23 protein-coding genes are annotated in these 21,383 nt (G+C 63.0%); 10 read left to right on the forward strand and 13 right to left on the reverse strand.

Annotated features, from left to right (window positions below; genetic code table 11):
• Nucleotides 1–77 precede the first annotated feature (77 nt).
• The 3 genes from NKJ64_RS26660 to NKJ64_RS26670 all read right to left on the reverse strand — a co-directional run bounded on the left by NKJ64_RS26660 (nucleotide 78) and on the right by NKJ64_RS26670 (nucleotide 2,365).
• Entirely contained in the window at nucleotides 78–356 is a 279-nt protein-coding gene (locus tag NKJ64_RS26660) for a hypothetical protein (protein ID WP_023671712.1), read from the reverse strand.
• Between the two features lie 215 nt (nucleotides 357–571).
• On the reverse strand, nucleotides 572–994 hold the full coding sequence (locus NKJ64_RS26665) for a hypothetical protein (RefSeq protein ID WP_023834707.1): 423 nt from the start codon (nucleotides 992–994) through the stop codon (nucleotides 572–574).
• Between the two features lie 138 nt (nucleotides 995–1,132).
• Nucleotides 1,133–2,365 (reverse strand): argininosuccinate synthase, encoded by a 1,233-nt coding sequence (locus tag NKJ64_RS26670; protein WP_023745437.1) that lies wholly within the window; start codon nucleotides 2,363–2,365, stop codon nucleotides 1,133–1,135.
• 188 nt (nucleotides 2,366–2,553) lie between these two features.
• Here NKJ64_RS26670 and NKJ64_RS26675 point away from each other — a divergent pair, with 188 nt between their 5' ends.
• Nucleotides 2,554–3,195 carry a LysE family translocator gene (locus NKJ64_RS26675; protein ID WP_023706760.1) on the forward strand — a complete coding sequence of 214 codons (642 nt, stop codon included), beginning with the start codon at nucleotides 2,554–2,556 and terminating at the stop codon, nucleotides 3,193–3,195.
• Here the strand turns inward: NKJ64_RS26675 and NKJ64_RS26680 are convergent.
• The 5 genes from NKJ64_RS26680 to NKJ64_RS26700 all read right to left on the reverse strand — a co-directional run bounded on the left by NKJ64_RS26680 (nucleotide 3,167) and on the right by NKJ64_RS26700 (nucleotide 6,570).
• Nucleotides 3,167–3,634 (reverse strand): hypothetical protein, encoded by a 468-nt coding sequence (locus tag NKJ64_RS26680; RefSeq protein ID WP_023694539.1) that lies wholly within the window; start codon nucleotides 3,632–3,634, stop codon nucleotides 3,167–3,169. The two genes, NKJ64_RS26675 and NKJ64_RS26680, sit on opposite strands and share 29 nt — an antisense overlap.
• Nucleotides 3,631–4,863 (reverse strand): dual-specificity RNA methyltransferase RlmN, encoded by a 1,233-nt coding sequence (rlmN, locus tag NKJ64_RS26685; protein WP_023826868.1) that lies wholly within the window; start codon nucleotides 4,861–4,863, stop codon nucleotides 3,631–3,633. Before rlmN ends, NKJ64_RS26680 begins: the two co-directional genes overlap by 4 nt.
• A gap of 110 nt (nucleotides 4,864–4,973) precedes the next feature.
• Nucleotides 4,974–5,477 carry an invasion associated locus B family protein gene (locus tag NKJ64_RS26690; protein ID WP_023671718.1) on the reverse strand — a complete coding sequence of 168 codons (504 nt, stop codon included), beginning with the start codon at nucleotides 5,475–5,477 and terminating at the stop codon, nucleotides 4,974–4,976.
• A gap of 314 nt (nucleotides 5,478–5,791) precedes the next feature.
• Entirely contained in the window at nucleotides 5,792–6,154 is a 363-nt protein-coding gene (locus NKJ64_RS26695) for a YkvA family protein (protein ID WP_352463596.1), read from the reverse strand.
• Between the two features lie 119 nt (nucleotides 6,155–6,273).
• Nucleotides 6,274–6,570, reverse strand: coding sequence for a 4a-hydroxytetrahydrobiopterin dehydratase (locus NKJ64_RS26700; protein WP_023671720.1), 297 nt, complete (start codon nucleotides 6,568–6,570; stop codon nucleotides 6,274–6,276).
• Between the two features lie 104 nt (nucleotides 6,571–6,674).
• Here NKJ64_RS26700 and NKJ64_RS26705 point away from each other — a divergent pair, with 104 nt between their 5' ends.
• Nucleotides 6,675–7,202 carry a low molecular weight protein-tyrosine-phosphatase gene (locus tag NKJ64_RS26705; RefSeq protein ID WP_023702599.1) on the forward strand — a complete coding sequence of 176 codons (528 nt, stop codon included), beginning with the start codon at nucleotides 6,675–6,677 and terminating at the stop codon, nucleotides 7,200–7,202.
• Here NKJ64_RS26705 and thpR read toward each other — a convergent pair.
• Together thpR and NKJ64_RS26715 are read right to left on the reverse strand one after the other, a co-directional pair.
• Nucleotides 7,106–7,702, reverse strand: coding sequence for an RNA 2',3'-cyclic phosphodiesterase (gene thpR, locus NKJ64_RS26710; RefSeq protein ID WP_023671722.1), 597 nt, complete (start codon nucleotides 7,700–7,702; stop codon nucleotides 7,106–7,108). The genes NKJ64_RS26705 and thpR overlap by 97 nt on opposite strands.
• A 273-nt stretch (nucleotides 7,703–7,975) precedes the next feature.
• Nucleotides 7,976–8,620: an arylesterase gene (locus tag NKJ64_RS26715; RefSeq protein ID WP_023702600.1), complete on the reverse strand. Its 645-nt coding sequence runs from the start codon at nucleotides 8,618–8,620 to the stop codon at nucleotides 7,976–7,978.
• Nucleotides 8,621–8,706: 86 nt separating this feature from the next.
• Here NKJ64_RS26715 and NKJ64_RS26720 point away from each other — a divergent pair, with 86 nt between their 5' ends.
• The 4 genes from NKJ64_RS26720 (at nucleotide 8,707) to NKJ64_RS26735 (ending at nucleotide 13,636) form a co-directional block, all read left to right on the forward strand.
• A complete protein-coding gene (locus NKJ64_RS26720) occupies nucleotides 8,707–9,408 on the forward strand; it encodes an ABC transporter ATP-binding protein (RefSeq protein WP_352463597.1) in 702 nt (233 codons plus the stop codon).
• Nucleotides 9,408–11,957: an ABC transporter permease gene (locus NKJ64_RS26725; RefSeq protein ID WP_352463598.1), complete on the forward strand. Its 2,550-nt coding sequence runs from the start codon at nucleotides 9,408–9,410 to the stop codon at nucleotides 11,955–11,957. Before NKJ64_RS26720 ends, NKJ64_RS26725 begins: the two co-directional genes overlap by 1 nt.
• A 239-nt stretch (nucleotides 11,958–12,196) precedes the next feature.
• Entirely contained in the window at nucleotides 12,197–12,937 is a 741-nt protein-coding gene (locus tag NKJ64_RS26730; RefSeq protein ID WP_352463599.1) for a Bax inhibitor-1/YccA family protein, read from the forward strand.
• Between the two features lie 117 nt (nucleotides 12,938–13,054).
• The gene (locus tag NKJ64_RS26735) at nucleotides 13,055–13,636 is read left to right on the forward strand and encodes a GNAT family N-acetyltransferase (RefSeq protein WP_023747387.1); all 582 of its coding nucleotides are present in this window, start codon (nucleotides 13,055–13,057) and stop codon (nucleotides 13,634–13,636) included.
• 124 nt (nucleotides 13,637–13,760) lie between these two features.
• Here NKJ64_RS26735 and NKJ64_RS26740 read toward each other — a convergent pair whose 3' ends face one another.
• From NKJ64_RS26740 to acnA, 3 genes are all read right to left on the reverse strand, one after another.
• The gene (locus NKJ64_RS26740; protein ID WP_023683844.1) at nucleotides 13,761–14,147 is read right to left on the reverse strand and encodes a DUF2794 domain-containing protein; all 387 of its coding nucleotides are present in this window, start codon (nucleotides 14,145–14,147) and stop codon (nucleotides 13,761–13,763) included.
• A gap of 583 nt (nucleotides 14,148–14,730) precedes the next feature.
• On the reverse strand, nucleotides 14,731–15,510 hold the full coding sequence (locus tag NKJ64_RS26745) for a DUF1223 domain-containing protein (RefSeq protein WP_023683845.1): 780 nt from the start codon (nucleotides 15,508–15,510) through the stop codon (nucleotides 14,731–14,733).
• Nucleotides 15,511–15,867: 357 nt separating this feature from the next.
• The gene (gene acnA, locus NKJ64_RS26750; RefSeq protein ID WP_352463600.1) at nucleotides 15,868–18,558 is read right to left on the reverse strand and encodes an aconitate hydratase AcnA; all 2,691 of its coding nucleotides are present in this window, start codon (nucleotides 18,556–18,558) and stop codon (nucleotides 15,868–15,870) included.
• A 285-nt stretch (nucleotides 18,559–18,843) separates the two neighbouring features.
• Here acnA and ccmA point away from each other — a divergent pair, with 285 nt between their 5' ends.
• From ccmA to NKJ64_RS26770, 4 genes are all read left to right on the forward strand, one after another.
• Nucleotides 18,844–19,449 (forward strand): heme ABC exporter ATP-binding protein CcmA, encoded by a 606-nt coding sequence (gene ccmA / locus NKJ64_RS26755; protein WP_023828743.1) that lies wholly within the window; start codon nucleotides 18,844–18,846, stop codon nucleotides 19,447–19,449.
• A gap of 229 nt (nucleotides 19,450–19,678) precedes the next feature.
• Nucleotides 19,679–20,344: a heme exporter protein CcmB gene (gene ccmB, locus NKJ64_RS26760; protein ID WP_023828742.1), complete on the forward strand. Its 666-nt coding sequence runs from the start codon at nucleotides 19,679–19,681 to the stop codon at nucleotides 20,342–20,344.
• A 122-nt stretch (nucleotides 20,345–20,466) separates the two neighbouring features.
• Nucleotides 20,467–20,658: a heme exporter protein CcmD gene (gene ccmD / locus NKJ64_RS26765; protein ID WP_023671735.1), complete on the forward strand. Its 192-nt coding sequence runs from the start codon at nucleotides 20,467–20,469 to the stop codon at nucleotides 20,656–20,658.
• Nucleotides 20,655–21,236, forward strand: coding sequence for a DsbE family thiol:disulfide interchange protein (locus NKJ64_RS26770; protein ID WP_023671736.1), 582 nt, complete (start codon nucleotides 20,655–20,657; stop codon nucleotides 21,234–21,236). Before ccmD ends, NKJ64_RS26770 begins: the two co-directional genes overlap by 4 nt.
• Nucleotides 21,237–21,383: the final 147 nt, after the last annotated feature.

The raw sequence follows: 21,383 nt of genomic DNA on the forward strand, positions 1-21,383 counted from the left end.
GGAAAGCCCGGCCATGCGCCGGGCTTTTCTGCAAGGACTGGAGCTTTTGGCGTTCAAACCGTTCAGCAGCCGAGCGGCTACCCGCCTTTTATGACCTTCCAGATGTCCGTGGACTGGTCGAACTGGAGGCGGTTTATGTCGGAGAAGGTCAGCCGGCCGGTCTTCATGGCATCGACAAGGCGGCGGCACAGCAGTGGCGGCATGCGCTCCAGGGAAACGCCCATAAAAGCGGCGATCTCGTGTTTGGCCGATATATTCGATATGGCCACCTTGCTGACGCAGCGATCGAATGCCGCCTCGGGATCCTGTCTCACTTGCTCCTGCCCAGTCTGGCAACCGGCCAGCATGACGACCATTGCAGGCAGGGCCACAAACCACGGCTTCATTGTCAGCTGCCCCCATCGATTGTGAGGAGGCTAGATAAGGGCCCGAAAAGATCAAGCAGGAAAAGCACTGAGTTCTTTGCCGCCGCTCTATTTCTTTGTTTTTACGCAGTTACGGACGAAGTCGGGCATGCTCTTTCTCGAATTGCTCGATCGTTGGCGCAAATGCCGGCTGAGCGACTGGGCTCTCAATAATGTGCGTAGCCGCTCAACGGGCACTTCTGGGAAATAGGAACCTCGAAGGCGCCTTCAGTACCTTTGCAGCTCCGGAATTTGGAGTTGCGCAGCACCGGCGCGGCCCTGGCAGCCGCCTTTGACTTGCCCTTGATGACCAGCCATATCTCGGTCGGCAGGTCTAGCTGCACTCTGTTCAAATCGGAGTAGCTGATCCCCCCGCTGCGTACGCCTTCGGTGATACGCTGGCAGAACAGGGCCGGCATGCGCTCCTGCGAGACGCCCATGAAAGAGGCGATTTCGTGCTTGAACGTGATGCTCCACAAATGGACTGCGGAGATGCACCCGTCCTGCTCGCGTTTCGCGGCCGCCTGCGAGGACTGGCATCCGGTAAAGACGATGGCCGCCGCAAGCATGAGAAAAATGGCGTTTTTCACGATCGGAATCCCTCGTCCCGCGAAGGAATTTAGATGAGGCTTTTAAAAGGTCAAACGGAAACCATGTCAGCCAGCTTGGCCTCTTATATTAGAGGTATCAAATAAAAACCCTGCGTGACCGCCGGGTTTTCCTGAACACTAGTTTGGTTCACCCTTGCGGCTCCTTGCCGCCAGCGTCCTCAGCCGCAGCGCATTGAGGCGGATGAAGCCGGCGGCGTCCTTCTGGTCGTAGGCGCCGCGGTCATCCTCGAAGGTGACCAGCGCGTCGGAATAGAGCGTCTTCTTGGATTTGCGGCCGGTGACCATGACATTGCCCTTGTAGAGTTTCAGGCGCACCGTGCCTTCGACGTCTTCCTGGCTCTTGTCGATCATCGCCTGGAGCATCAGCCGCTCGGGCGAGAACCAGAAGCCGTTGTAGATCAGCTCGGCGTAGCGCGGCATGAACTCGTCCTTGAGGTGGCCGGCGCCGCGGTCGAGCGTGATCGATTCGATGGCGCGGTGGGCGACGATCAGGATGGTGCCGCCGGGGGTCTCGTAGACGCCGCGCGATTTCATGCCGACGAAGCGGTTCTCGACCAGATCGAGCCGGCCGATGCCATTGTCGCGGCCAAGATCGTTAAGCGCCGTCAGAATGGCGGCCGGCGACAGCTTCTTGCCGTTCAGTGCAATCGGATCGCCCTTCAAAAATTCGATCTCGATCTCGGTGACCTTGTCCGGCGCCTCCATCGGCGAGACGGTGCGCTGATGGACGAATTCCGGCGGCTCGCTCCACGGGTCTTCCAGCACCTTGCCCTCGGAAGAGGAGTGCAGAAGGTTGGCGTCGACCGAGAACGGCGCCTCCCCCCGCTTGTCCTTGGCCACCGGGATCTGGTGCTGCTCGGCGAAGTTGATCAGGTCGGTGCGCGACTTGAACGACCAGTCGCGCCACGGCGCGATGACCTTGATGTCGGGATTCAGCGCATAGGCCGACAGCTCGAAACGCACCTGGTCGTTGCCCTTGCCGGTGGCGCCGTGCGCAATGGCATCGGCGCCGACCTCCTGGGCGATCTCGACCAGGTGCTTGGAAATCAACGGGCGGGCGATCGAGGTGCCGAGCAGGTAGGTGCCTTCATAGACGGCGTTGGCGCGAAACATCGGGAAGACGAAATCCGAGACGAATTCCTCGCGCACATCGACGACGCGGATATCCTTGATGCCCATCATCTCAGCCTTCTGGCGCGCCGGCTCCAGCTCGCCACCCTGGCCGAGATCGGCGGTGAAGGTGACGACTTCGGCGCCGAGCTCGGTCTGCAGCCATTTCAGGATGATGGAGGTGTCGAGACCGCCGGAATAGGCGAGCACGACCTTCTTGACGTCTTTTGTCTTGGGCATTGCTGGGGACATTTTGGCGGTTCCGCGCGTGAGTTTCGCGGGCGAGGTATCACGGCATTTCCGGCCAGCGCAAGGGATGAACGGGCGCCGGCCGCCGCAGCCGCTGGACCAGATGCGACGCCAGTCAGTTGCTGGCGTGAGCGGGGAGGCTGCGTTATAGACCGACGATCATTCGCCAGGGGCCACCGATGTCCTTCATTCCCGACACCACAACACTGATCCAGTTCGCCATCGCCACCATGATCCTGGCGATCACGCCGGGGCCGGATATGACGCTGTTCGTCTCGCGAACACTGAGCCAGGGCCGCGCCGCCGGCTTTGCCTCGCTGGCGGGTGCTCTGTTCGGAACGCTGATCCATACAACTTTGGTGGCGGTCGGCATCTCGGCGCTGATCGTCGCCTCGCCAATGGCCTTCCTGGTGCTGAAAATCTTCGGCGCCGCCTATCTGGTGTTCCTGGCCTGGCAGGCGATGACCAAGGGCTCGGCGTTTTCACCGCAGAAGAAGAACGGGCCGCAGATTTCGCTGTTCCGCAGCTGGGCCGCCGGACTCGGCGTCAACCTGCTCAACCCGAAGATCATCCTGTTCTTCATGACGTTTCTGCCGCAGTTCGTCTCGGCTCACGATCCGAACGCGCCGGGAAAACTGTTCTCCCTCGGCCTCATGTTCATCGTGCTGTCGATCCCTGTGACGGCGCCGATGGTGTTTGCCGCGGAAAGGTTTTCGGCGGCGATGAAGGCCAGCCCGCGCGTAACGCGGGTCGTCGACTATCTCTTTGCCGGTGTGTTTTCGGCCTTCGCGCTCAAGATCCTGACCGCTCAGGCGAAGTAGCGGCCTGCCACCAGCTTCCGGCCCATCGGCCGGCGCTTAGCCAGTAGAAGATGCCGCCGACCATGCCGCAGCCGATCACCGCGGCGATGGCGCGCGGTTCGGTGACGTCGAAATCCACGTTCTGGTGGACGAAGCCGAGGAAGGCCGCGGCCACCAAGCCGCCCGCGAGTGCATAGAACAGCCAGTCGCGGCGGCTGAGGACCTCGGAGATCAGGATTGCGACCACCGCCGGTATGAAAGCGAAATAGGCGACAAACAGCGCCACGAACGGGATCGAAAAATACAGCGCCGCGGCCGCCGCTGGGTGCGCATCGTCCGGCATATAACCGACGGAAGCCAGGAACAGCACGTTGAGAAAGGCGCTCGCCGCCAATGAGGCGACGACATAGCCGAACAGGATGACAGCGAAACGGAGGATATAGGCGAAGAGGCGGCTCACGCCTCGCCATGCCCCGCAATCATCATGGCTTCCAGCGCCAGGCGGTCGACCTTGCGCATGCGTTCGGAGTCGGATTTGAGCTGCCCGCAGGCGGCCAGGATGTCGCGGCCGCGCGGCGTGCGGATCGGCGAGGCATAGCCGGCATTGTTGATGTAGTCGGCAAACTTCTCGATCGTCTCCCAGTCCGAGCACTGATAGTTGGTGCCCGGCCACGGGTTGAACGGGATCAGATTGATCTTGGCTGGAATGCCTTTGAGCAGCTTGATCAGCCCCTTGGCGTCCTCGATGGAATCGTTGACGTCCTTCAGCATCACATATTCGAAGGTGATGCGCTTGGCGTTGGACAGGCCGGGATAGGCGCGGCAGGCCTCGATCAGTTCCTTCAGCGGATACTTCTTGTTGATCGGCACAAGCAGGTCGCGCAGATCGTCATTGGTGGCGTGCAGCGAGATCGCCAGCATGACCCCTATCTCCTCGCCGGTGCGGAAGATCTCGGGCACCACGCCGGAGGTCGAGAGCGTAATGCGGCGCTTCGACAGCGACAGTCCGTCGCCGTCGGAGGCAATCAGCAGCGCCTTCTTCACCGCCTCGAAATTGTAGAGCGGCTCGCCCATGCCCATCATGACGACGTTGGAGACTTTTCTGCCCTCGGCAGGGACGATGGCGCCGTCGGGTGTGTCGCGGTCGGGGAAATCGCCGAGCCGGTCGCGGGCGGTGAGCAATTGCGCCAGGATCTCTTCCGCCGTCAAATTGCGCACCAGCTTCTGCGTGCCGGTGTGGCAGAACGAACAGGTCAGCGTGCAGCCGACCTGCGAGGAGATGCAGAGCGTGCCGCGGCCTTCTTCGGGGATGTAGACGGTCTCGATCTCGACGGGACGGCCGGCACCGCGCGGCGGAAAGCGGAACAGCCACTTGCGCGTGCCGTCGGAGGAAATCTTCTCCTCGACGATTTCGGGCCGGGCGACGGTAAAATGCTTGTCGAGTTCGGCGCGCAGATCCTTGGAGATGTTGAACATGCCGGCAAAATCGGAGACGCCGCGCACATACATCCAGTGCCAGAGCTGCTGGGCGCGCATTTTCGCCTGGCGCTCGGGCACGATGCCGGCACTGACAAGGGCTTCACCGAGCTCGGCCCGGGTCAGGCCGATCAGCGACGGCTTCTCGGGCGTGGCGCGAGCGCGCAACGCGTCGCGTGCGCCCTCAGTGGTGAGATCGAAGGAAAGGGTCATATCAGCGCCAATATAAGCGAATTGCGGCCGATTTCATCCATCGTGCCGAAAAGAAGCGCGGCGCATAGCACAGGTTGCGGCGAGAGTCATGCGGCGGGAACCGCGCTAGCCTACTTGCACTTGGCGATCGACGTCAGCGCGGCCGAGATGCCTTTCAGCGAAAACACATAGGTCGTCGGATTGCCGCGGCCAGACTTCGCCGAGACCTTCATGTCGGTGCCGGTCTTCATGGCGGCGATCAGCACCGGCTCTTCGGCGGCGTTCTCGACCCAGGCCGACTTGCCGCGGGTGAACATCGAGAACGTCTTCTTGTCGATGGTGACGGTGGCCTTGGAGCCTTCCTGGAATGTGTAGCCGGCGATGAATTGCGGCTCGTAGGACACTTGCTGGCCCGGCCGCTGGCTGACGAAGAAGAACATGTCGCCGTGATCGAGCGTCGGCGGCTGCTTGTCGGTCGGCACGGTGAGCACATAGCAGACCTTGCCGCCCTGCGCCTGGTAGCTGTAGGTGCCCCAGGCATTGTGCTGGCCGATCTTGGTCGCCTGCTGCGCCAGCGCCGGCGCGGCAAAAGCCACCAGGACCAGGCTCGAGACTAGTGCAATCAATCCGCGCATCGCTTTTCCCGTATTCCAAATGGTGCGGGGCAGGCCGGCTTGGCGTCCTGCCCGTCGCTTCATTTTGATTTAATCTGGGTTACCAAACGGTGAATTTCCCTCGGAAAAGGACATTCACCCATGGAAACCACCGCCATTTCCGCGCCGCTTCTTGAAAAAACGGCTTTCGCAATGTCCCTGCGGCGACTTGGAGGCCACGAAAGCGGCAAGAGTTTGACTTTTCCAACGGCCGCAGCGGAACCCGAAGCCCAGCCGCTATCGTCCTGTTTGAGCGGAGGATTTCTTCTGAACCAAGTTGCCAACGCGACGCCGATTCAGCTCTTGCCGGCGATCGCCTCCTTGGCGGCCTTGCGGTGCGCAGGGGTGATATGGGCGCTTACCGCGGAGATCGCGGCGGTCAGCACGGCGATGTCGTCGGTGAAGCCGAGGCCGAAGACGAAATCGGGTATGACGTCGACCGGCAGCACGAAATAGCCAAGCGCTGCCAGCAATATGCCCTTGGCACGCAAAGGCGTCTTCCTGTCGAGCGCGCAATAATAGCCGGCGACGACCTCTTCCATGAACGGAATCTGCCGGGCGGCCTTCTTGGCCGTGCGCCAGAATTTGGCGCGCACTTCACTCTCGTCGCCGAGCTTGCTGCCGAAGCCGAAGAAATCAAAACCGGGCTGCTGCGCCATCAATCCTCTCCTTGCCGGCCGTCGCGCTACGCGTTGCGCGCGGCCGCCACGGAAAATGTGGTGAAAGTCCCGGTCCACTGCAAGAGGATGGCGCCGATTTGGCGTTGCCGCCCCAGCGTTCAGCCGCCAGCATACCCATTCATCTTCTTGGCCAGCGCGATGTCGAGCGCAGTGACACCACCGGCATCATGGGTGTTGAGCGTCACGTCGACAGTCTTGTAGACGTTCGACCAGTCGGGATGATGGTCCATCTTCTCGGCGGCCAGCGCGACGCGGGTCATGAAGGCGAAGGCTTCGGAAAAATTCTTGAAGTCGAAGCTGCGCTTGATGGAGGCGCCATCGGCTGCCTGCGACCAGCCGGCCAGTTCGGCCAGTGCGGCGGCGATGGCGTCCTTGCTGAGTTTCTCTCTCGTCATGATGATTTCCCGTGCTATCCCAGATATCGACCCTCACCATAATGCAAGTCGCCCAAAAGTCCTTTGCGTTTTGGGCTTCCAAATGCACGAACGGCGCATATCGAATGAGCGTAAAGCCGATAAATTCCATACTCTTCGTCTGCCTCGGCAACATCTGCCGCTCACCCCTGGCCGAAGGCGTGTTCCGCGCCGTGCTGGCGGAACGCGGCCGCGACATGGTGCTGGACGATATCGTGCTGGACTCTGCGGCGACCGGCGGCTGGAACCTCGGCGAAGCGCCCGACCCGCGCTCGATCGCGATTGCGGCCCGCCACGGCCTCGACATATCAGGGCAGCGGGCACGCAAGGTCAGGCCGGAGGATTTTTCGCGCTTCGACCTGATCCTCGGCATGGATCGGCAAAATGTCCGCGACCTCAAGGCGTTGGCGCCGGCCGGTGCGCGGGAACGTATTCATCTCTTGGCAGAGTTTGCGCAGGGCAAAACCCGCGACGTGCCGGATCCCTATTATGACGGGGCCGAAGCGTTCGCTTCGGTCTACCGCATGATCCGCGAAGCGTCGGAGGCGCTGGCGACGAGATTGGTGGCGCGGGCGTCGACGCCGGAGAGCGGCCACGCCTCCTCGACAATGTAGGGACCGCCGCCGACCGAATCGCGCGACGACATCAGCACGAAGCGGCCGACGCGAAACGGTAGCGTCGCAAAATTGCCGCGCGCCGACAGGTACTGGGCGACGTCGAGCGGGCTCGAATTGCGCAAGCGTGCCAGCGTAACATGCGGGGTGAACTTGCGCGGGTCGGCGGGCAGGCCGAGCCGCTGGCAGATGCGGTCGATTTCGCTCTGCAGCGCCGAAAGGTCGGGCGAGGCGAAGACGCCGGCCCAGACGGCGTGCGGCTTCTTCTGGCCGAAAGCGCCAACTCCGGACAGGGTGAGCGAGAAGGATGGGCGGTGCACCCGGTCGAGCGCGTTGGCGATTTCGTCGGCGATATGGCCTTCGACGTCGCCGATGAAGCGCAGCGTCAGATGGTAGTTTTCGACATCGATCCAGCGGGCTCCGGGCAGGCCGCCCCTGAGCAGGGACAGCGAAAGAGCGGCGTCACGGGGTATTTCGAGGGCGGTGAAAAGACGCGGCATGGTGAGCCTCCCTTCCTCGAATCGAACTGTGCCCCTAGCGAATCATCGATAGTCAAACGGGGCAAGTGGTTTGTTGGTTGCAGGCATTTTTACGAACAGGCGCCTCCAAGCGATGAATAAGCACTATTGCCGTGCCGCCTCGGCGCTTGCATTACCCAGATGCTGCATATGCTCTTCGAGCGCAGCATGGATGACTCGGGTCATCGGCAGCCCGGTCTTTTGTTTCAAAGTTCGCGCGAGGCGAACGCCGCGTTATTCTCGTCAGACCGGCGTTCAACCGCCACCCTCAACTGCCGCAATCGCCTTCTCCACGGCGGGCATGATGCGCTCGACCATCGCTGCGATGCCCTTCGGATTGGGATGCAGGCCATCCTCCAACTGCAGGCCGGACTGCCCGGCGACGCCATCGAGAAAAAACGGATAGAGCGGCACATCGTATTTCGCGGCCAGCTTTGGGTAGATCGCATCGAAGGCGTTCTGGTAGTCGGCGCCGAGATTGGGAGCGGCGCGCATGCCGGCCAAAAGCACCGCGATCTTGCGCGCTTTCAGCTTCGCCAGCATGTCGTCCAGGTTCTTTTCCGTAATGCTGGGCGAGACGCCGCGCAGCATGTCGTTGGCGCCGAGTTCGAGGATAACCAGCCTTGTCCCATCCGGCACCGACCAGTCAAGCCGCGCCAAGCCGCCGCTCGAGGTGTCGCCTGAAACGCCGGCGTTGGCGACGGTGACGTCATGGCCTTTGGCGCGCAGCGCAGCTTGCAGTTTGTCGGTAAAGCCATCGCCAGGCCCGAGGCCGAAACCGGCCATCAGGCTGTCGCCGAAGCCGACGATGGTGAACGTCTCGGCGCGCACAGACGAAATGGCGCCGCAAAGGGTGACGAAAAGGACGAGCCCTGCGGCATTCAAGCGTTTGAAAGACATGTGGCAGCCCCCATATACCCGAGGAATTCTTCCGGCGACGGCTTCCGGCAAGCAGAGCCTTCATCCTGATATAGGACGCTTTAATTGTGACAGAAGCCGTCATCGCGCTTAAAGACATATCCCTGACCCTGGGCCAAGGGGCTTCGTCTGTGCATGTGCTGAAAGGCGTCAGCCTTGACGTGACGCGCGGCGAGGCGACCGGCGTTGTCGGCCCTTCGGGTTCCGGCAAGTCGACCTTGCTGATGGTGCTTGCCGGGCTGGAGCAGGTCGATTCGGGGACGGTGCGGATCGCCGGCGAATTGCTGAACGGCAAAAGCGAGGACGAGATCGCATCGTTTCGGGGCCGAAACATCGGCATCGTCTTCCAGTCGTTCCATCTCATTCCCAACATGACGGCGCTCGAAAATGTCGCGGTGCCGCTGGAACTGGCCGGCCATGCCGATCCGTTCGGTGTCGCGGCGCGCGAGCTGGCAGCGGTGGGCTTGAGCGACCGCGTCACCCACTATCCGGGCGAGCTGTCCGGCGGCGAACAGCAGCGCGTGGCGATCGCCCGCGCGCTGGCGCCGTCGCCGCGCATTCTCATCGCCGACGAGCCAACCGGCAATCTCGACCAGGCGACGGGGCGGCAGGTTGCCGACCTTTTGTTCGCCAAGGCGGCCGAGCGCGGCATGACCTTGGTGCTGGTCACGCACGATCCGGCCCTTGCGGCGCGCTGCTCGCGCCAGGTGTCGATGCGCTCGGGCCGCATCGAGGATGCGCCGGTAGCGCAGGTCAAGGTGCCGGCCTGATGCCACTGTCGCAGACGCTGAAGCTCGCGTTCCGCTTCTCGCTGCGCGAGATGCGCGGCGGGTTGTCGGGTTTCCTGATCTTCCTTGCCTGCATTGCGCTCGGCGTCGCTGCAATCGGCGGGGTCAATTCGGTGGCGCAGGCGATCACCGCAGGCGTTGCAGACCAGGGCCAGACGCTGCTTGGCGGCGACTTGCGCTTCCAGCTCAACCAGCGCGATGCGACGCCAGCCGAAAGCACCTTCCTCGACCGCCTCGGCACTGTGTCGCACAGCGCCAATATGCGCTCGATGGCGCGGCTGGATGACGGCTCCGACCAGGCGTTGGTCGAGGCCAAGGCCGTCGACGACGCGTATCCGCTCTATGGCGCGCTCGATACCGCGCCGCAGCTTGGCAGAAAGGATTTGTTCGACGAGAAATCAGGCGTCTTTGGCGCCGCCGCGCCCGACCTGTTGTTCGACCGGCTGAATGTGAAGATCGGTGACCGGCTGAAGGTCGGCAGCGCGACATTCGAATTGCGGGCCAGGCTGGTGAGCGAACCGGATGCGGTGTCGGACGGTTTCGGCTTCGCGCCACGGCTGATGGTCTCGACCGCGGGGCTTGCCGCGTCCGGCCTGATCCAGCCGGGCAGCCTGGTCGAGAATGCCTACAAGGTTCGGCTGCCGGCCGGCGCCAGCGAGGCCGATCTCAAGACCATCCAGGATCGGGCGGCGAGCGATTTCCCTGAAGCCGGCTGGTCGATCCGCACGCGTTCCAATGCGGCGCCGGCGCTGTCGGCCAACATCGAGCGCTTCTCGCAATTCCTGACGCTGGTCGGGCTGACGGCGCTGGTGGTCGGCGGCGTCGGCGTTGCCAATGCGGTGCGCGCCTATCTCGACGGCAAGCGCGGCGTCATCGCCACCTTCAAGAGCCTTGGCGCCTCGGGCGGCTTCGTCTTCACCGTCTATCTCGTGCAAATCCTGATGATCGCCGGCCTCGGCATCGCGCTTGGCCTCATCCTCGGCGCCGCCATGCCGTTTGCGGCGAGTGCGGCGCTTCAGTCGGTCATTCCGGTGCCGGCGCAAGGCGGTCTCTATCCGGACGCGCTGGCTATGGCGGCGCTGTTCGGGCTGCTGGTGACGCTTGCCTTCGCGCTGTTGCCGCTCGGCCGCGCCCGCGATGTGCCGGCGACCGCGCTGTTTCGCGAAATGGGTTTTGAGGGCCGCGGCTTTCCACGCCTGCCCTATCTTGCCACGGCGGTCGGCATCGCGCTCGCTTTGGCGGCGCTCGCCATCCTGTTTTCCGGCGACCGGCGCATCGCCTTGATCTTCGTCGGCGCGACGATCTTTGCCTTTCTGGTGTTGCGCCTGGTCGGTGCGCTGGTGCAGTGGGTGGCGCGCAAAAGCCCGCGTGTGCGCTCGGTCGCGCTCAGGCTCGCCATCGGCAATATCCACCGGCCCGGCGCGCTGACGCCGTCCGTCGTGCTGTCGCTGGGCCTCGGGCTGACGCTTTTGGTGACGCTGGCGCTGATCGACGGCAATCTCAGGCAGCAGATCTCCGGCAGTCTGCCGGAACGGGCGCCGAATTTCTTCTTCGTCGACATCCAGAATAGCGAGGTCGATGCCTTCTCGACACTGATCGGCAAAGAGGCGCCGAAGGGAACGCTGGTCAAGGTGCCGATGCTGCGCGGCCGGGTGATGGCGCTGAACGGCGTTAGTGTCGACAAGGCCAATGTGCCATCGGAAGGCGCCTGGGTGCTGCGCGGCGATCGCGGCCTGACCTACCACGCCAAACAGCCGGCCAATGCGACATTGACAGAGGGCAGCTGGTGGCCGGAGAACTACAGCGGCGAACCGCTGGTCTCGTTCTCCAACGATGAAGGCAAGGCGCTCGGCCTGAAGCTCGGCGATACCGTCACCGTCAATGTGCTCGGACGCAATGTGACGGCCAGGATCGCCAATTTCCGAGAGGTGCAATGGGAGACGATGGGCATCAACTTCGTCATGGTGTTCTCGCCTAATACTTTTGCAGGCGCGCCCCATGGCTGGCTGGCGACGCTGACCGAAAAGGATGCCACGGCAGCAGAGGATGCCCGCCTGCTTAACGCCGTCACCCGCGCCCTCCCGGCGGTGACGACAGTTCGGGTCAAGGACGCGCTCGATGTCGTCAACCGGCTGGTCGGCCAGCTCGGCACGGCGATCCGGGCGGCGGCCGGCGTGGCGCTGATCGCTTCGGTGCTGGTGCTGGCCGGCGCGCTCGCCGCGGGAAATCGCGCCCGCATCCACGATGCCGTGGTGCTGAAGACGCTGGGCGCCACGAGGCGCACGCTGATCGCGGCGTTTTCGCTGGAATACATGCTGATCGGCCTGGCCACCGCGGTGTTTGCGTTGGCTGCCGGCGGCATCGCCGCCTGGTACGTCGTTGCCCGCATCATGACGTTGCCGTCGCATTTCATGCCGGAGGTGGCAGTGGCGACCTTGGTGTTTGCGCTGGTGATCACGGTCGGCATCGGCCTTGCCGGCACCTGGCGGGTGCTCGGGCACAAGGCGGCGCCGGTGCTGCGCGACCTCTAGGCCCCAAACGGCAAGGTTGGCCGAATCTGCCGTTTCCGATTAAATCTTGGTAATGTGCAGTCATGGAAGCCCAAGAAAACCGGCTTCCGGAGATTCACCAAGCGTTGCAGCCCGTTGCGGTCTTGTTCTTGACGTCAAGAACCATCATATTTCGCCACAGGCATGCTGGAGCCCCGCCAGCGGCGCCCAGGTCCGAAAGGGCCTGACACCGTACGGGGCAGAAGCAACAGAGGATTCCAATGGCTGAGCCCATTCGCAACTACCAGACTTCGGCCGTGCCGGGCGCGCGCGCCGACATCGACCAAGGCCTGCGCACTTACATGCTCAAGGTCTACAATTTGATGGGGCTTGGCCTCCTCATCACCGGCGTCGCCGCCTGGGGCGCTTTCCAGCTCGCCGTCACCGGCGACGGACAGCTGACCGCTTTCGGCACGCTGATCTATGCCAGCGGCTTCCGCTGGGTGGTCATCCTGGCTCCGCTCGCCGCCGTCTTCTTCCTGTCGTTCAGGATCCAGTCGATGAGCGTGGCCGCGGCGCAAACCACCTTCTGGGTCTATTCGGGCCTGGTCGGCCTGTCGCTGTCGACCATCTTCCTGGTCTACACCGGCGCCTCGATCACTCAGACCTTCTTCGCCACGGCGGCCGCGTTCGGCGCGCTGTCGCTCTACGGCTACACGACCAAGCGCGACCTTTCGGCGTTCGGCTCGTTCCTGGTCATGGGCGTGGTCGGCCTGGTGATCGCCATGCTGATCAACATCTTCCTGCAATCGTCGGCGCTCGGCTTCGCCATCTCGGCGATCGGCGTGCTGATCTTCGCCGGGCTCACCGCCTATGACACGCAGACCATCAAGGAAATGTACTACGAAGGCGATCAGGCCGACGTTGCCGGCCGCAAGGCGATCATGGGCGCGTTGAGGCTATATCTCGACTTCATCAACCTGTTCATGTTCCTGCTGCAGTTCATGGGCGATCGCCGCTAGGCGGTCTTCCCATCAGGCAACTGGACCAGCTGATATCAAGGGGGCGGCCAACGGCCGCCCTTTTCTTTTGTGCCGGCCTTTGCTGTCATGGAGGCAGATGAATCGTCTGCATAAATCATGAGCACTATTTCCATCCGCGCGGCCTTGGAAGGCGACCTCGGCCGAATCACCGAGATCTACGGCGATGCCGTGACGCATGGCACCGCGAGCTATGAGCTGGAGCCGCCCAGCCGCACTGAGATGGGTGGGCGCTTCGACAGCCTGACGGCGGGGGGCTTTCCCTATCTGGTGGCGGAACGAGATGGCGCGCTGCTCGGCTACGCCTATGCCGGCGCGTTCCGGCCGCGCCCGGCCTACCGCTTCATCGTAGAGGATTCCGTCTATGTCGCGCCTGATGCGAAGGGCCAGGGCGTCGGGCTGCTGCTGATGCAGGCGCTGATTGAAGCCTGCCGTATGGCGGGCTTTCGCCAGATCGTCGCGGTGATCGGCGACGGCCATCCAGACAGCGCCTCGGTGCGGCTGCATGAAAAGCTCGGCTTTCGCCATTCCGGTCGCCTGGAAGGCTCCGGCTACAAGCATGGGCGCTGGCTTGACACGGTGTTCATGCAGCTGTCGCTGAATGGCGGCGTAACGGTTCCGCCCGATCCGCATTCGCTGCCGGAGCGGAAGTTTCGTGAGAGCCTGAGGAGGGGGAATTGAGGAGTTGAAGAACTGAAGAATTGAGGATTTGAATAGCTGAGAACAAACCCGGCGGTATTTCGACCGTTACATCCTCTTTCTTCAATTCTTCAGTTCTTCAGTTCTTCAATTCCCCAATTCTCAATTAGGCCTGGACAATCTTCAGCTTAGCATCGAAGACGTTGAGCACGCGACCGAGTTCCTGGCCGCGCTTGAGGATTCGGCCGCCGGCGGCGATGACGGCGAAGGCGCCTTGCCGGCGTGCCAGTTTCGGATCCTTGACGATCTGGAACAGCGGCACTTCGCTGGCCCGGCGGAAGACTGAAAACACAGCCCGATCAGACAGATGATCGATGGCATAGTCGCGCCATTCGTTGGCGGCGACCATGCGTCCGTACAGCCTCAGGATCTCGTCGAGTTCACGCCGGTCGAAACGGACCGGCTGGTCGAGGCGTTCGCGTCGCGCCTCGTGCAGCGGGATCAATATTGCGGATGCGTCCCCATCCTCCGTCCCACCGCTGCGATCGGTCATCCCGCGATCCCTTTGAAAATGAATCTCGCTTGCAGAAGTTGGCGTGTTCGCCGTGGAATTGCAAGGCCCGGCTAACCATCCCGGGACTGCGCTGTTTTCGCAACGTCCAGTCACTTTTATAAAACGCGGTGTTTGAATTGGTGATGCCTCGCCACATTTCCGCCTTTTTTTATCCGCGCTCATGCCCCAATGTCCGACGAATTTACCGGCGTTGCCTGAGACGGTTCGGTCCGGCACCGGCTCGTAAACCCCAAGCCCCCCGCCCACGGGTCTGCGTCGGATCGAACCAACCTCGGACTTTCCTCAGGGAGAGACCGGGTGCGACGATCCCAAAACCTAAATGACCGACGTCAGAAGCAAGCTGACGTCGGTTTTTTTGTTTTTGGCTGCTTGAAGAATTTGCTGGAGGCTGCGGTGCCCAGTTTGCGGGCGCATCCCCTCACCCGGATTGCCAGCCGAATTGCAACAGCAATTCGGGCCAATCCGACCTCCCCCGAGCGGAGAGGAGTTCGCGCCAGCGCTGATTCAGCCCCTTCTCCCCTCGGGGAGAAGGTGGCCGAGAGCGGCCGGATGAGGGGGCCTCTTAAGGCTTGTGAATAAACGCAGCGCCCAGAATAGGGCCCGGCAGGCCGTCCTTGCCGACCGACTGCAGCAGCACGGCGCAGCCGCCTTTCTTGGCGATCTCCGTCATCGGCAATTCGTAGCGCTGCGCCTTGCCGTGCCACATGCCGGCGGTCTGGATGCCGGTGACGGCGTTCCAGTAGGTCATGCTGCGGCCGGTGTTCTCGCCCTTGGCGATGGTCACCGTCTGCGGTGGTTCGAAATAGACGATGACGACATGGGCGTCGCTCGGGCCGCTACCGGCGTCGCCGGCATCGATCATGACGCGATCGCTGGTGCGGCTGACCTTGACGCTGACCCGCATGCCTTCACCGGATTTCTCCATGCGGGCAAGCGCGCCGTCGACCTCCTTGCGGCTGGCGCCGTTGACATGGCTGCGACCATTGATGACGGCTTGCGGCGTGTAGACGGAGCGGGTGCCGAAGGCGCGCATATAGTCATATTGCCGGTCGGTATTGTCCTTGCTGCTCAGCGTGTCCTGCCAGCCGAGATAGTCCCAGTAATTGACGTGGTAGGCGAGCGCGACGACGTTGTCCTTGGCCGCCAGCTCGGCAAAGAACGCGTCCGCCGGCGGGCAGGAATTGCAGCCCTGGCTGGTGAACAGCTCGACCACGCCCAAGGGCCTGTCAATCTGCGGTTTGTCGGTCTGGGTCGTTCCCGATTCCTCGGCGAACCCGGTCCCGGCAAGCGCCGAGAAGGCCAGCGCAAAAGCCGCAAGCCGCAGAGGGTGTCGAGGTGCCATGATCGTTCCGATTCCCGCCGGTGACGCCGGCCTTGTTCTGGTTGCCCAGATTTGTGGCAGAAGCGACAGTCAACGGGAAGTCACGTTGCGGTGAAATTTTTGCTGCCGCAACCATGGGTATGGCCATCACAGGGGGAGCACTTCACCGCCCGGTTCGATCGGGAGCATGGCATCAGGAGCGTGGGGCAGATCTTGCTGAGCCCAGCCGGTTTTTACTCCTGTCGTACAGGGCGGGGCTTCGATCGGATCGGGCAATGCTTTGGAAAGACTGGGAGTAGGGAGTAGGGAGTAGGGAGTAGGGAGTGGGGGATGTCGTTCCCCGCTACCGCCCAATCCCTACTGCCTAAGCCCTGGCCGCTACGCGGCCAGATCGCGCAGCACGTATTGCAAAATGCCGCCATTCTTGAAGTAGTCGAGTTCGTCCAGCGTATCGATGCGGCAGATGATCGGCACGTTCTTCACGGTGCCGTCGCCATAGGTCACCTTGGCGATCATCGTCTGGCGTGGCTTGATGGTGCTTATGCCGTCGATCTCGACCAGCTCGTCACCCTTGAGGTTGAGCGAGGCCCATGAGGTGCCTTCCTCGAAGACGAAGGGGATGACGCCCATGCCGACTAGGTTGGAGCGATGGATGCGCTCGAAGGACTGGGCGATGACGGCACGGACACCGAGGAGATTCGTTCCTTTAGCTGCCCAGTCGCGCGAGGAGCCGTTGCCGTATTCGACGCCGGCGAAGATGACCAGCGGCACGCCTTCCTTTTTGTATCTCATCGCCGCGTCGTAGATCGATTCCTCTTCCTTCGACGGGTAGTGGATGGTGTAGCCGCCCTCGCGGCCGTTCTCGCCCAGCATGTGGTTGCGGATGCGGATGTTGGCGAAGGTGCCGCGCATCATCACCTCATGGTTGCCGCGCCTTGTGCCGTACTGGTTGAAGTCGGCAACGCCGACGCCATGGTCGGTGAGGTATTTGCCGGCCGGGGAAGCGGCCTTGATCGAACCCGCCGGTGAGATGTGATCGGTGGTGATCTTGTCGCCGAACAGGCCGAGCACGCGCGCGCCCTTGATGTCGCCGATCCTGCCGAAACCGGAGGTCATGCCGGCGAAATAGGGCGGGTTCTGCACATAGGTCGAGTTGTCGTCCCAGGCATAGGTCTGGCCTTCCGGCGCCTTGACGTTCTGCCAGTATTCGTCGCCCTTGAAGACGTCGGCATATTTGCGGGCGAATAGCTCACGTGTGACGTTCTTCTCGATGAACTCCTGGATCTCGGCCGAACTCGGCCAGATATCCCTGAGATAGACCGGCTTGCCGTCGCGGCCTTCGCCGAGTGGCTCGGTGGTCAGGTCCTTGGTGACGGTGCCGGCCAAAGCATGGGCTACCACCAGCGGCGGCGACGCCAGATAGTTCGCCTGCACGTCAGGTGAAACACGGCCTTCGAAGTTGCGGTTGCCGGAGAGCACTGCGGCGGCGATCAGGCCCTTATCGTTGATGGTCTTGGAGATCGGCGCCGGCAGCGGGCCGGAATTGCCGATGCAGGTGGTGCAGCCGAAACCAACCAGGTTGAAGCCGATCTGGTCGAGCTCCTTCTGCAGGCCGGACTTTTCCAGATATTCGGCGACCACCTGGCTGCCCGGCGCCAGCGAGGTCTTCACCCACGGCTTCTGCTTGAGGCCGAGCCGGTTGGCGTTGCGCGCCAAAAGGCCGGCGCCGATCAGCACGCTCGGGTTGGAGGTGTTGGTGCAGGACGTGATGGCGGCAATGACGACATCGCCATGACCGAGATCATGGTCGGTGCCTTCGACGGCATAGCGCTTGTGGATTTCGGCAGCCTTCTTGTACTCGGTTTCCATCGCCTTTGCGAAGCCGGCCGGAATGCCTTCGAGCGGAACGCGGCCTTCGGGGCGCTTGGGACCTGCCATCGACGGCACGACGCTGTCGAGCTCGAGTTCGAGCAGGTCAGTGAAGACAGGGTCGGCCGAGCCGGCGTCACGCCACATGCCTTGCGCCTTGGAATAGGCCTCGACCAGGGCGATGCGGCTTTCCTCGCGGCCCGACATTGTGAGGTAGCGGATGGTCTCGCCGTCGACCGGGAAGAAGCCGCAGGTGGCGCCATATTCGGGCGCCATGTTGCCGATGGTGGCGCGGTCGGCCAGCGTCATGTTGGACAGGCCCGGGCCGAAGAACTCGACGAACTTGCCGACGACGCCCTTCTTGCGCAGCATCTGGGTGACGGTCAGTACGAGGTCGGTGGCGGTGATGCCCTCCCTGAGCTTGCCGGTAAGGCGGAAGCCGATGACTTCGGGCAACAGCATGGAAACCGGCTGGCCGAGCATCGCCGCCTCGGCCTCGATACCGCCGACGCCCCAGCCGAGCACGCCAAGGCCGTTGATCATAGTGGTGTGCGAATCGGTGCCGACGCAGGTGTCGGGATAGGCGGTCGTTCCGCCGTCTTCCGTGTTGGTCCAGACGACCTGACCGAGATATTCGAGGTTGACCTGATGGCAGATGCCGGTGCCGGGCGGCACGACGCGAAAATTGCGGAACGCCTGCTGGCCCCATTTCAGGAATTTATAGCGCTCTTCGTTGCGCTCATATTCGAGCTCGACATTCCTGGCAAAGGCCAGTGGCGTGCCGAATTCGTCGACGATGACGGAGTGGTCGATGACGAGGTCGACCGGCACCAGCGGATTGATCTTCTGCGGATCGCCGCCGAGCGCCTTGAGGCCGTCGCGCATGGCGGCCAAGTCGACCACCGCCGGGACGCCGGTGAAATCCTGCATCAGGACACGCGCGGGGCGATAGGCGATCTCGACGCCGGCGGTGCCCTTGTCGGTCAGCCAGCCGGCAACAGCCTGGATAGAGTCCTTGGTGACGGAGCGGCCGTCTTCATTGCGCAAAAGGTTTTCCAGCAGCACCTTCATCGAATAAGGCAGCTGGGCAATGCCGGTGAGGCCGTTCCTCTCGGCCTCGACCAGATTGTAATAGACATAGTCCGCGCCACCCACGGTGAGGGTGCGGCGGCAATTGAAACTGTCGAGGGATTTTGACACGTGCGGTCCGTCCTTGTCTGTTCAGCCTGAAAGGGAACGGACGCCGATGGGCATGCAATCACGCGCAAAGGTGCGGGTACGGCCATTTCCGCTGTCCGTTCCCAGCCAACCCGAGCCGTTCAAGGCGGCGCGTGCGCTGGTTCGGCGCAAATTCTGTTCCCGTGCCGACCGCTGGCACGGATGTCCCGCATATAGAGAATTTTCTGGAATAGTTCTAGACAGTTGCGGAGCAAATTTGTGCGATGCGGCAGCTATCGCGCGGTAAAGTTTTCGGGACGGGCAGGCATGCGGCTGATTGCCGAAAATCTGGGCGGCGAACGCGGCGGCGAGACGGTCTTTTCCGGCATCGGTTTTGCGCTCGACAAGGGCCAGGTGCTGGTCGTCACCGGGCCGAACGGCTCGGGCAAATCGACGCTGCTCAGGGTCATCGCCGGGCTGCTGCCGAAGGCGCAAGGCGATGTGCGCATCGAGGGCGGCGAGAGGTTTCCGACGATCGCTTCGGCGGTCCACTATCTCGGCCACCTCAATGCAATGAAGACGGCGCTCAGCGTGGCGGAGGATCTGCGCTTCTGGCGCGATTTCAACGGCGATGGGCAGTTGGGTGTCGGAGAGGCGCTGGAGACGGTTGGTCTCGGCGGCATCGGCCATCTGCCTTTCGGATATTTGTCGACCGGGCAAAGGCGGCGGGCGGCGATTGCGAAATTGCTGGTCAGTCATAAGCCGCTGTGGCTGCTGGATGAGCCGACGGCTGGGCTGGATAAGGCCTCGGAGGCGCGGTTTGCGGGGCTGATGACGAGGCATTGCGCAGAAGGTGGAATCATTGTCGCGGCGACGCATTTGCCACTGGGATTGGATGGAGCACAGGCATTGAGGATGGGAGCAACAGGGTGATGTCGGCATTCCCGCCCACCCCCCTCTGCCCTGCCGGGCATCTCCCCCGCAGGGGGGGAGATCAGATGTCATGCCGGCTTTCGCCAATCACCGGCATTGAAAAAGAGGCGTCAGCAGTGGAACTGCCAATCTCCCCCCTTGCGGGGGAGATGTCCGGGAGGACAGAGGGGGGTGTGAAGGAACGCCACCTTCGGCAAGATGGCGATCAAACCGCAGGCGCGGCTTGGCAATGCTAGCCCTCTTCCTGCGCGACGTCCGTCTCTCAATCCGTGCCGGGGGCGGGGCGCTCACCGGCGTCATCTTCTTCCTCGCCGTCATCGCCACCATCCCCTTCGGTGTCGGACCGGACCTGAAGCTGCTCGCCCGCATCGGTCCGGCGATCCTTTGGATCGGCGCTCTGCTCGCCTGCCTGCTCGGCCTCGACCGGCTGTTTCAGGCCGATCGCGAAGACGGGTCGCTCGATCTTCTGGTGCTGGGCAATGACCGCCACATGCTGGCGTTGACGGTGCTGGTGAAGTGCCTGGCGCATTGGGCGGGCAGCGTTCTGCCGCTGGTGGTTGCGGCACCTCTGCTGAGCCTGTTCATGAACATGGAGCCGCTCAGCATCGGCGCCACCGCGCTCACGCTGCTGGTCGGCACGCCGGCGATCACTTTCATCGGCGCGGTCGGGGCGGCGGTGGCGGTGGCGCTGCCGCGTGGCGGTCTGCTGATCTCGGTGCTGGTGCTGCCGCTGACCATCCCGGTGCTGATCTTCGGGGTGTCGGCGAGCTACGGCGCGGTGGCCGACCCTGATCCGTTCCTGCAGCCCTTCCTCATTCTTGCCGCGCTGACGCTGTTTCTTGCCGTGCTGGGTCCGGTGGCGGCAGCACTGGCGCTGCGGCATGGAACGGATTGATATGACCGCTGCGGCGCGACGATCAATTGCGAAGCCCCAGCCGCAAAGCTAAGAAAGCCGCAAAGCCATGGGAAGGCCATGATCGAGCACGACGAAGTGACGGTGGAAGGGGAGCGAAGCGCATGAGTGCACACGCACTCTATGTCGCGGCCGCCTATGGCATCACGGTGATCGTGCTGGCCGGGCTGATCGGCTGGATCCTGCTCGACCAGCGGACCCGCAAGCGCGAACTGGCAGACCTCGAAGCGGCCGGCGTGCGGCGTCGCTCGGACAAAGCCGGTACTGGGGCCAGCACTGGGGCCAGCAAGCCATGAGCACGGAAAGCGAAACGACGGCGTCGCCGCGCCGCCGCCTGATCGTGCTGTTGCCGCTGCTGGTTTTTCTCGGCCTCGCCGGATTGTTCCTGTCGCAGCTTTTGTCGGGACGCGATGAGGCGGCAGTGCCGTCGGCGCTGATCGGCCTGCCGGCGCCGCAGACCAACCTGCCGGCGCTGGAAGGGTCAAACCTGCCCGGGCTGGATTCGAAAGCCTTCGCCGGCAAGGTAACGCTGGTCAACGTCTTTGCATCGTGGTGCGCGCCGTGCCGGGAAGAGCATCCGGTGCTCTTGCAGCTGTCGCAGGACAAGCGCTTCGTCATGGCCGCGCTAAACTACAAGGACCAAGCGCAAAACGCGCGCCGGTTCCTTGGTGATCTCGGCAATCCGTTCCAGGCGATAGGTGTCGACGAGGCCGGCCGCACGGCCATCGACTGGGGCGTCTACGGCGTGCCGGAAACCTTCGTCATCGGCAAGGACGGCAAGATTGCCTACAAGCATGTCGGGCCGCTGACAGGGGAGTCGGCGAGGGATGTTCTGTTGCCGCAGATTGAAAAGGCGCTCGCGGCACCGAGCTGACGTTGGCGCCATGCCCCCTCATCGGGCCGCTACGCGCCCCCTCCTCCCCGTGGGGGAGAAGAGGGAAGCATCGGCACAGGCTAGCTCCTCTCCCCGGGGGGAGAGGTCGGATTGCCCGAATTGCTCATGCAATTCGGTTTGGCAATC

The sequence above is a fragment of the Mesorhizobium sp. M0062 genome, assembly GCF_040323125.1.
GTDB lineage: Bacteria > Pseudomonadota > Alphaproteobacteria > Rhizobiales > Rhizobiaceae > Mesorhizobium.

What these genes read in the sequence shown, in the direction of transcription:
- NKJ64_RS26660 (WP_023671712.1), bottom strand. Translation starts at nt 356, where the DNA reads ATGGTCGTCATGCTGGCCGGTTGCCAGACTGGGCAGGAGCAAGTGAGA.
- NKJ64_RS26670 (WP_023745437.1), bottom strand. Translation starts at nt 2,365, where the DNA reads ATGCCCAAGACAAAAGACGTCAAGAAGGTCGTGCTCGCCTATTCCGGC.
- NKJ64_RS26675 (WP_023706760.1), top strand. Translation starts at nt 2,554, where the DNA reads ATGTCCTTCATTCCCGACACCACAACACTGATCCAGTTCGCCATCGCC.
- rlmN (WP_023826868.1), bottom strand. Translation starts at nt 4,863, where the DNA reads ATGACCCTTTCCTTCGATCTCACCACTGAGGGCGCACGCGACGCGTTG.
- NKJ64_RS26690 (WP_023671718.1), bottom strand. Translation starts at nt 5,477, where the DNA reads ATGCGCGGATTGATTGCACTAGTCTCGAGCCTGGTCCTGGTGGCTTTT.
- NKJ64_RS26695 (WP_352463596.1), bottom strand. Translation starts at nt 6,154, where the DNA reads ATGGCGCAGCAGCCCGGTTTTGATTTCTTCGGCTTCGGCAGCAAGCTC.
- NKJ64_RS26700 (WP_023671720.1), bottom strand. Translation starts at nt 6,570, where the DNA reads ATGACGAGAGAGAAACTCAGCAAGGACGCCATCGCCGCCGCACTGGCC.
- NKJ64_RS26705 (WP_023702599.1), top strand. Translation starts at nt 6,675, where the DNA reads ATGAGCGTAAAGCCGATAAATTCCATACTCTTCGTCTGCCTCGGCAAC.
- thpR (WP_023671722.1), bottom strand. Translation starts at nt 7,702, where the DNA reads ATGCCGCGTCTTTTCACCGCCCTCGAAATACCCCGTGACGCCGCTCTT.
- NKJ64_RS26715 (WP_023702600.1), bottom strand. Translation starts at nt 8,620, where the DNA reads ATGTCTTTCAAACGCTTGAATGCCGCAGGGCTCGTCCTTTTCGTCACC.
- NKJ64_RS26725 (WP_352463598.1), top strand. Translation starts at nt 9,408, where the DNA reads ATGCCACTGTCGCAGACGCTGAAGCTCGCGTTCCGCTTCTCGCTGCGC.
- NKJ64_RS26730 (WP_352463599.1), top strand. Translation starts at nt 12,197, where the DNA reads ATGGCTGAGCCCATTCGCAACTACCAGACTTCGGCCGTGCCGGGCGCG.
- NKJ64_RS26735 (WP_023747387.1), top strand. Translation starts at nt 13,055, where the DNA reads ATGAGCACTATTTCCATCCGCGCGGCCTTGGAAGGCGACCTCGGCCGA.
- NKJ64_RS26740 (WP_023683844.1), bottom strand. Translation starts at nt 14,147, where the DNA reads ATGACCGATCGCAGCGGTGGGACGGAGGATGGGGACGCATCCGCAATA.
- NKJ64_RS26745 (WP_023683845.1), bottom strand. Translation starts at nt 15,510, where the DNA reads ATGGCACCTCGACACCCTCTGCGGCTTGCGGCTTTTGCGCTGGCCTTC.
- ccmA (WP_023828743.1), top strand. Translation starts at nt 18,844, where the DNA reads ATGCGGCTGATTGCCGAAAATCTGGGCGGCGAACGCGGCGGCGAGACG.
- ccmB (WP_023828742.1), top strand. Translation starts at nt 19,679, where the DNA reads ATGCTAGCCCTCTTCCTGCGCGACGTCCGTCTCTCAATCCGTGCCGGG.
- ccmD (WP_023671735.1), top strand. Translation starts at nt 20,467, where the DNA reads ATGAGTGCACACGCACTCTATGTCGCGGCCGCCTATGGCATCACGGTG.
- NKJ64_RS26770 (WP_023671736.1), top strand. Translation starts at nt 20,655, where the DNA reads ATGAGCACGGAAAGCGAAACGACGGCGTCGCCGCGCCGCCGCCTGATC.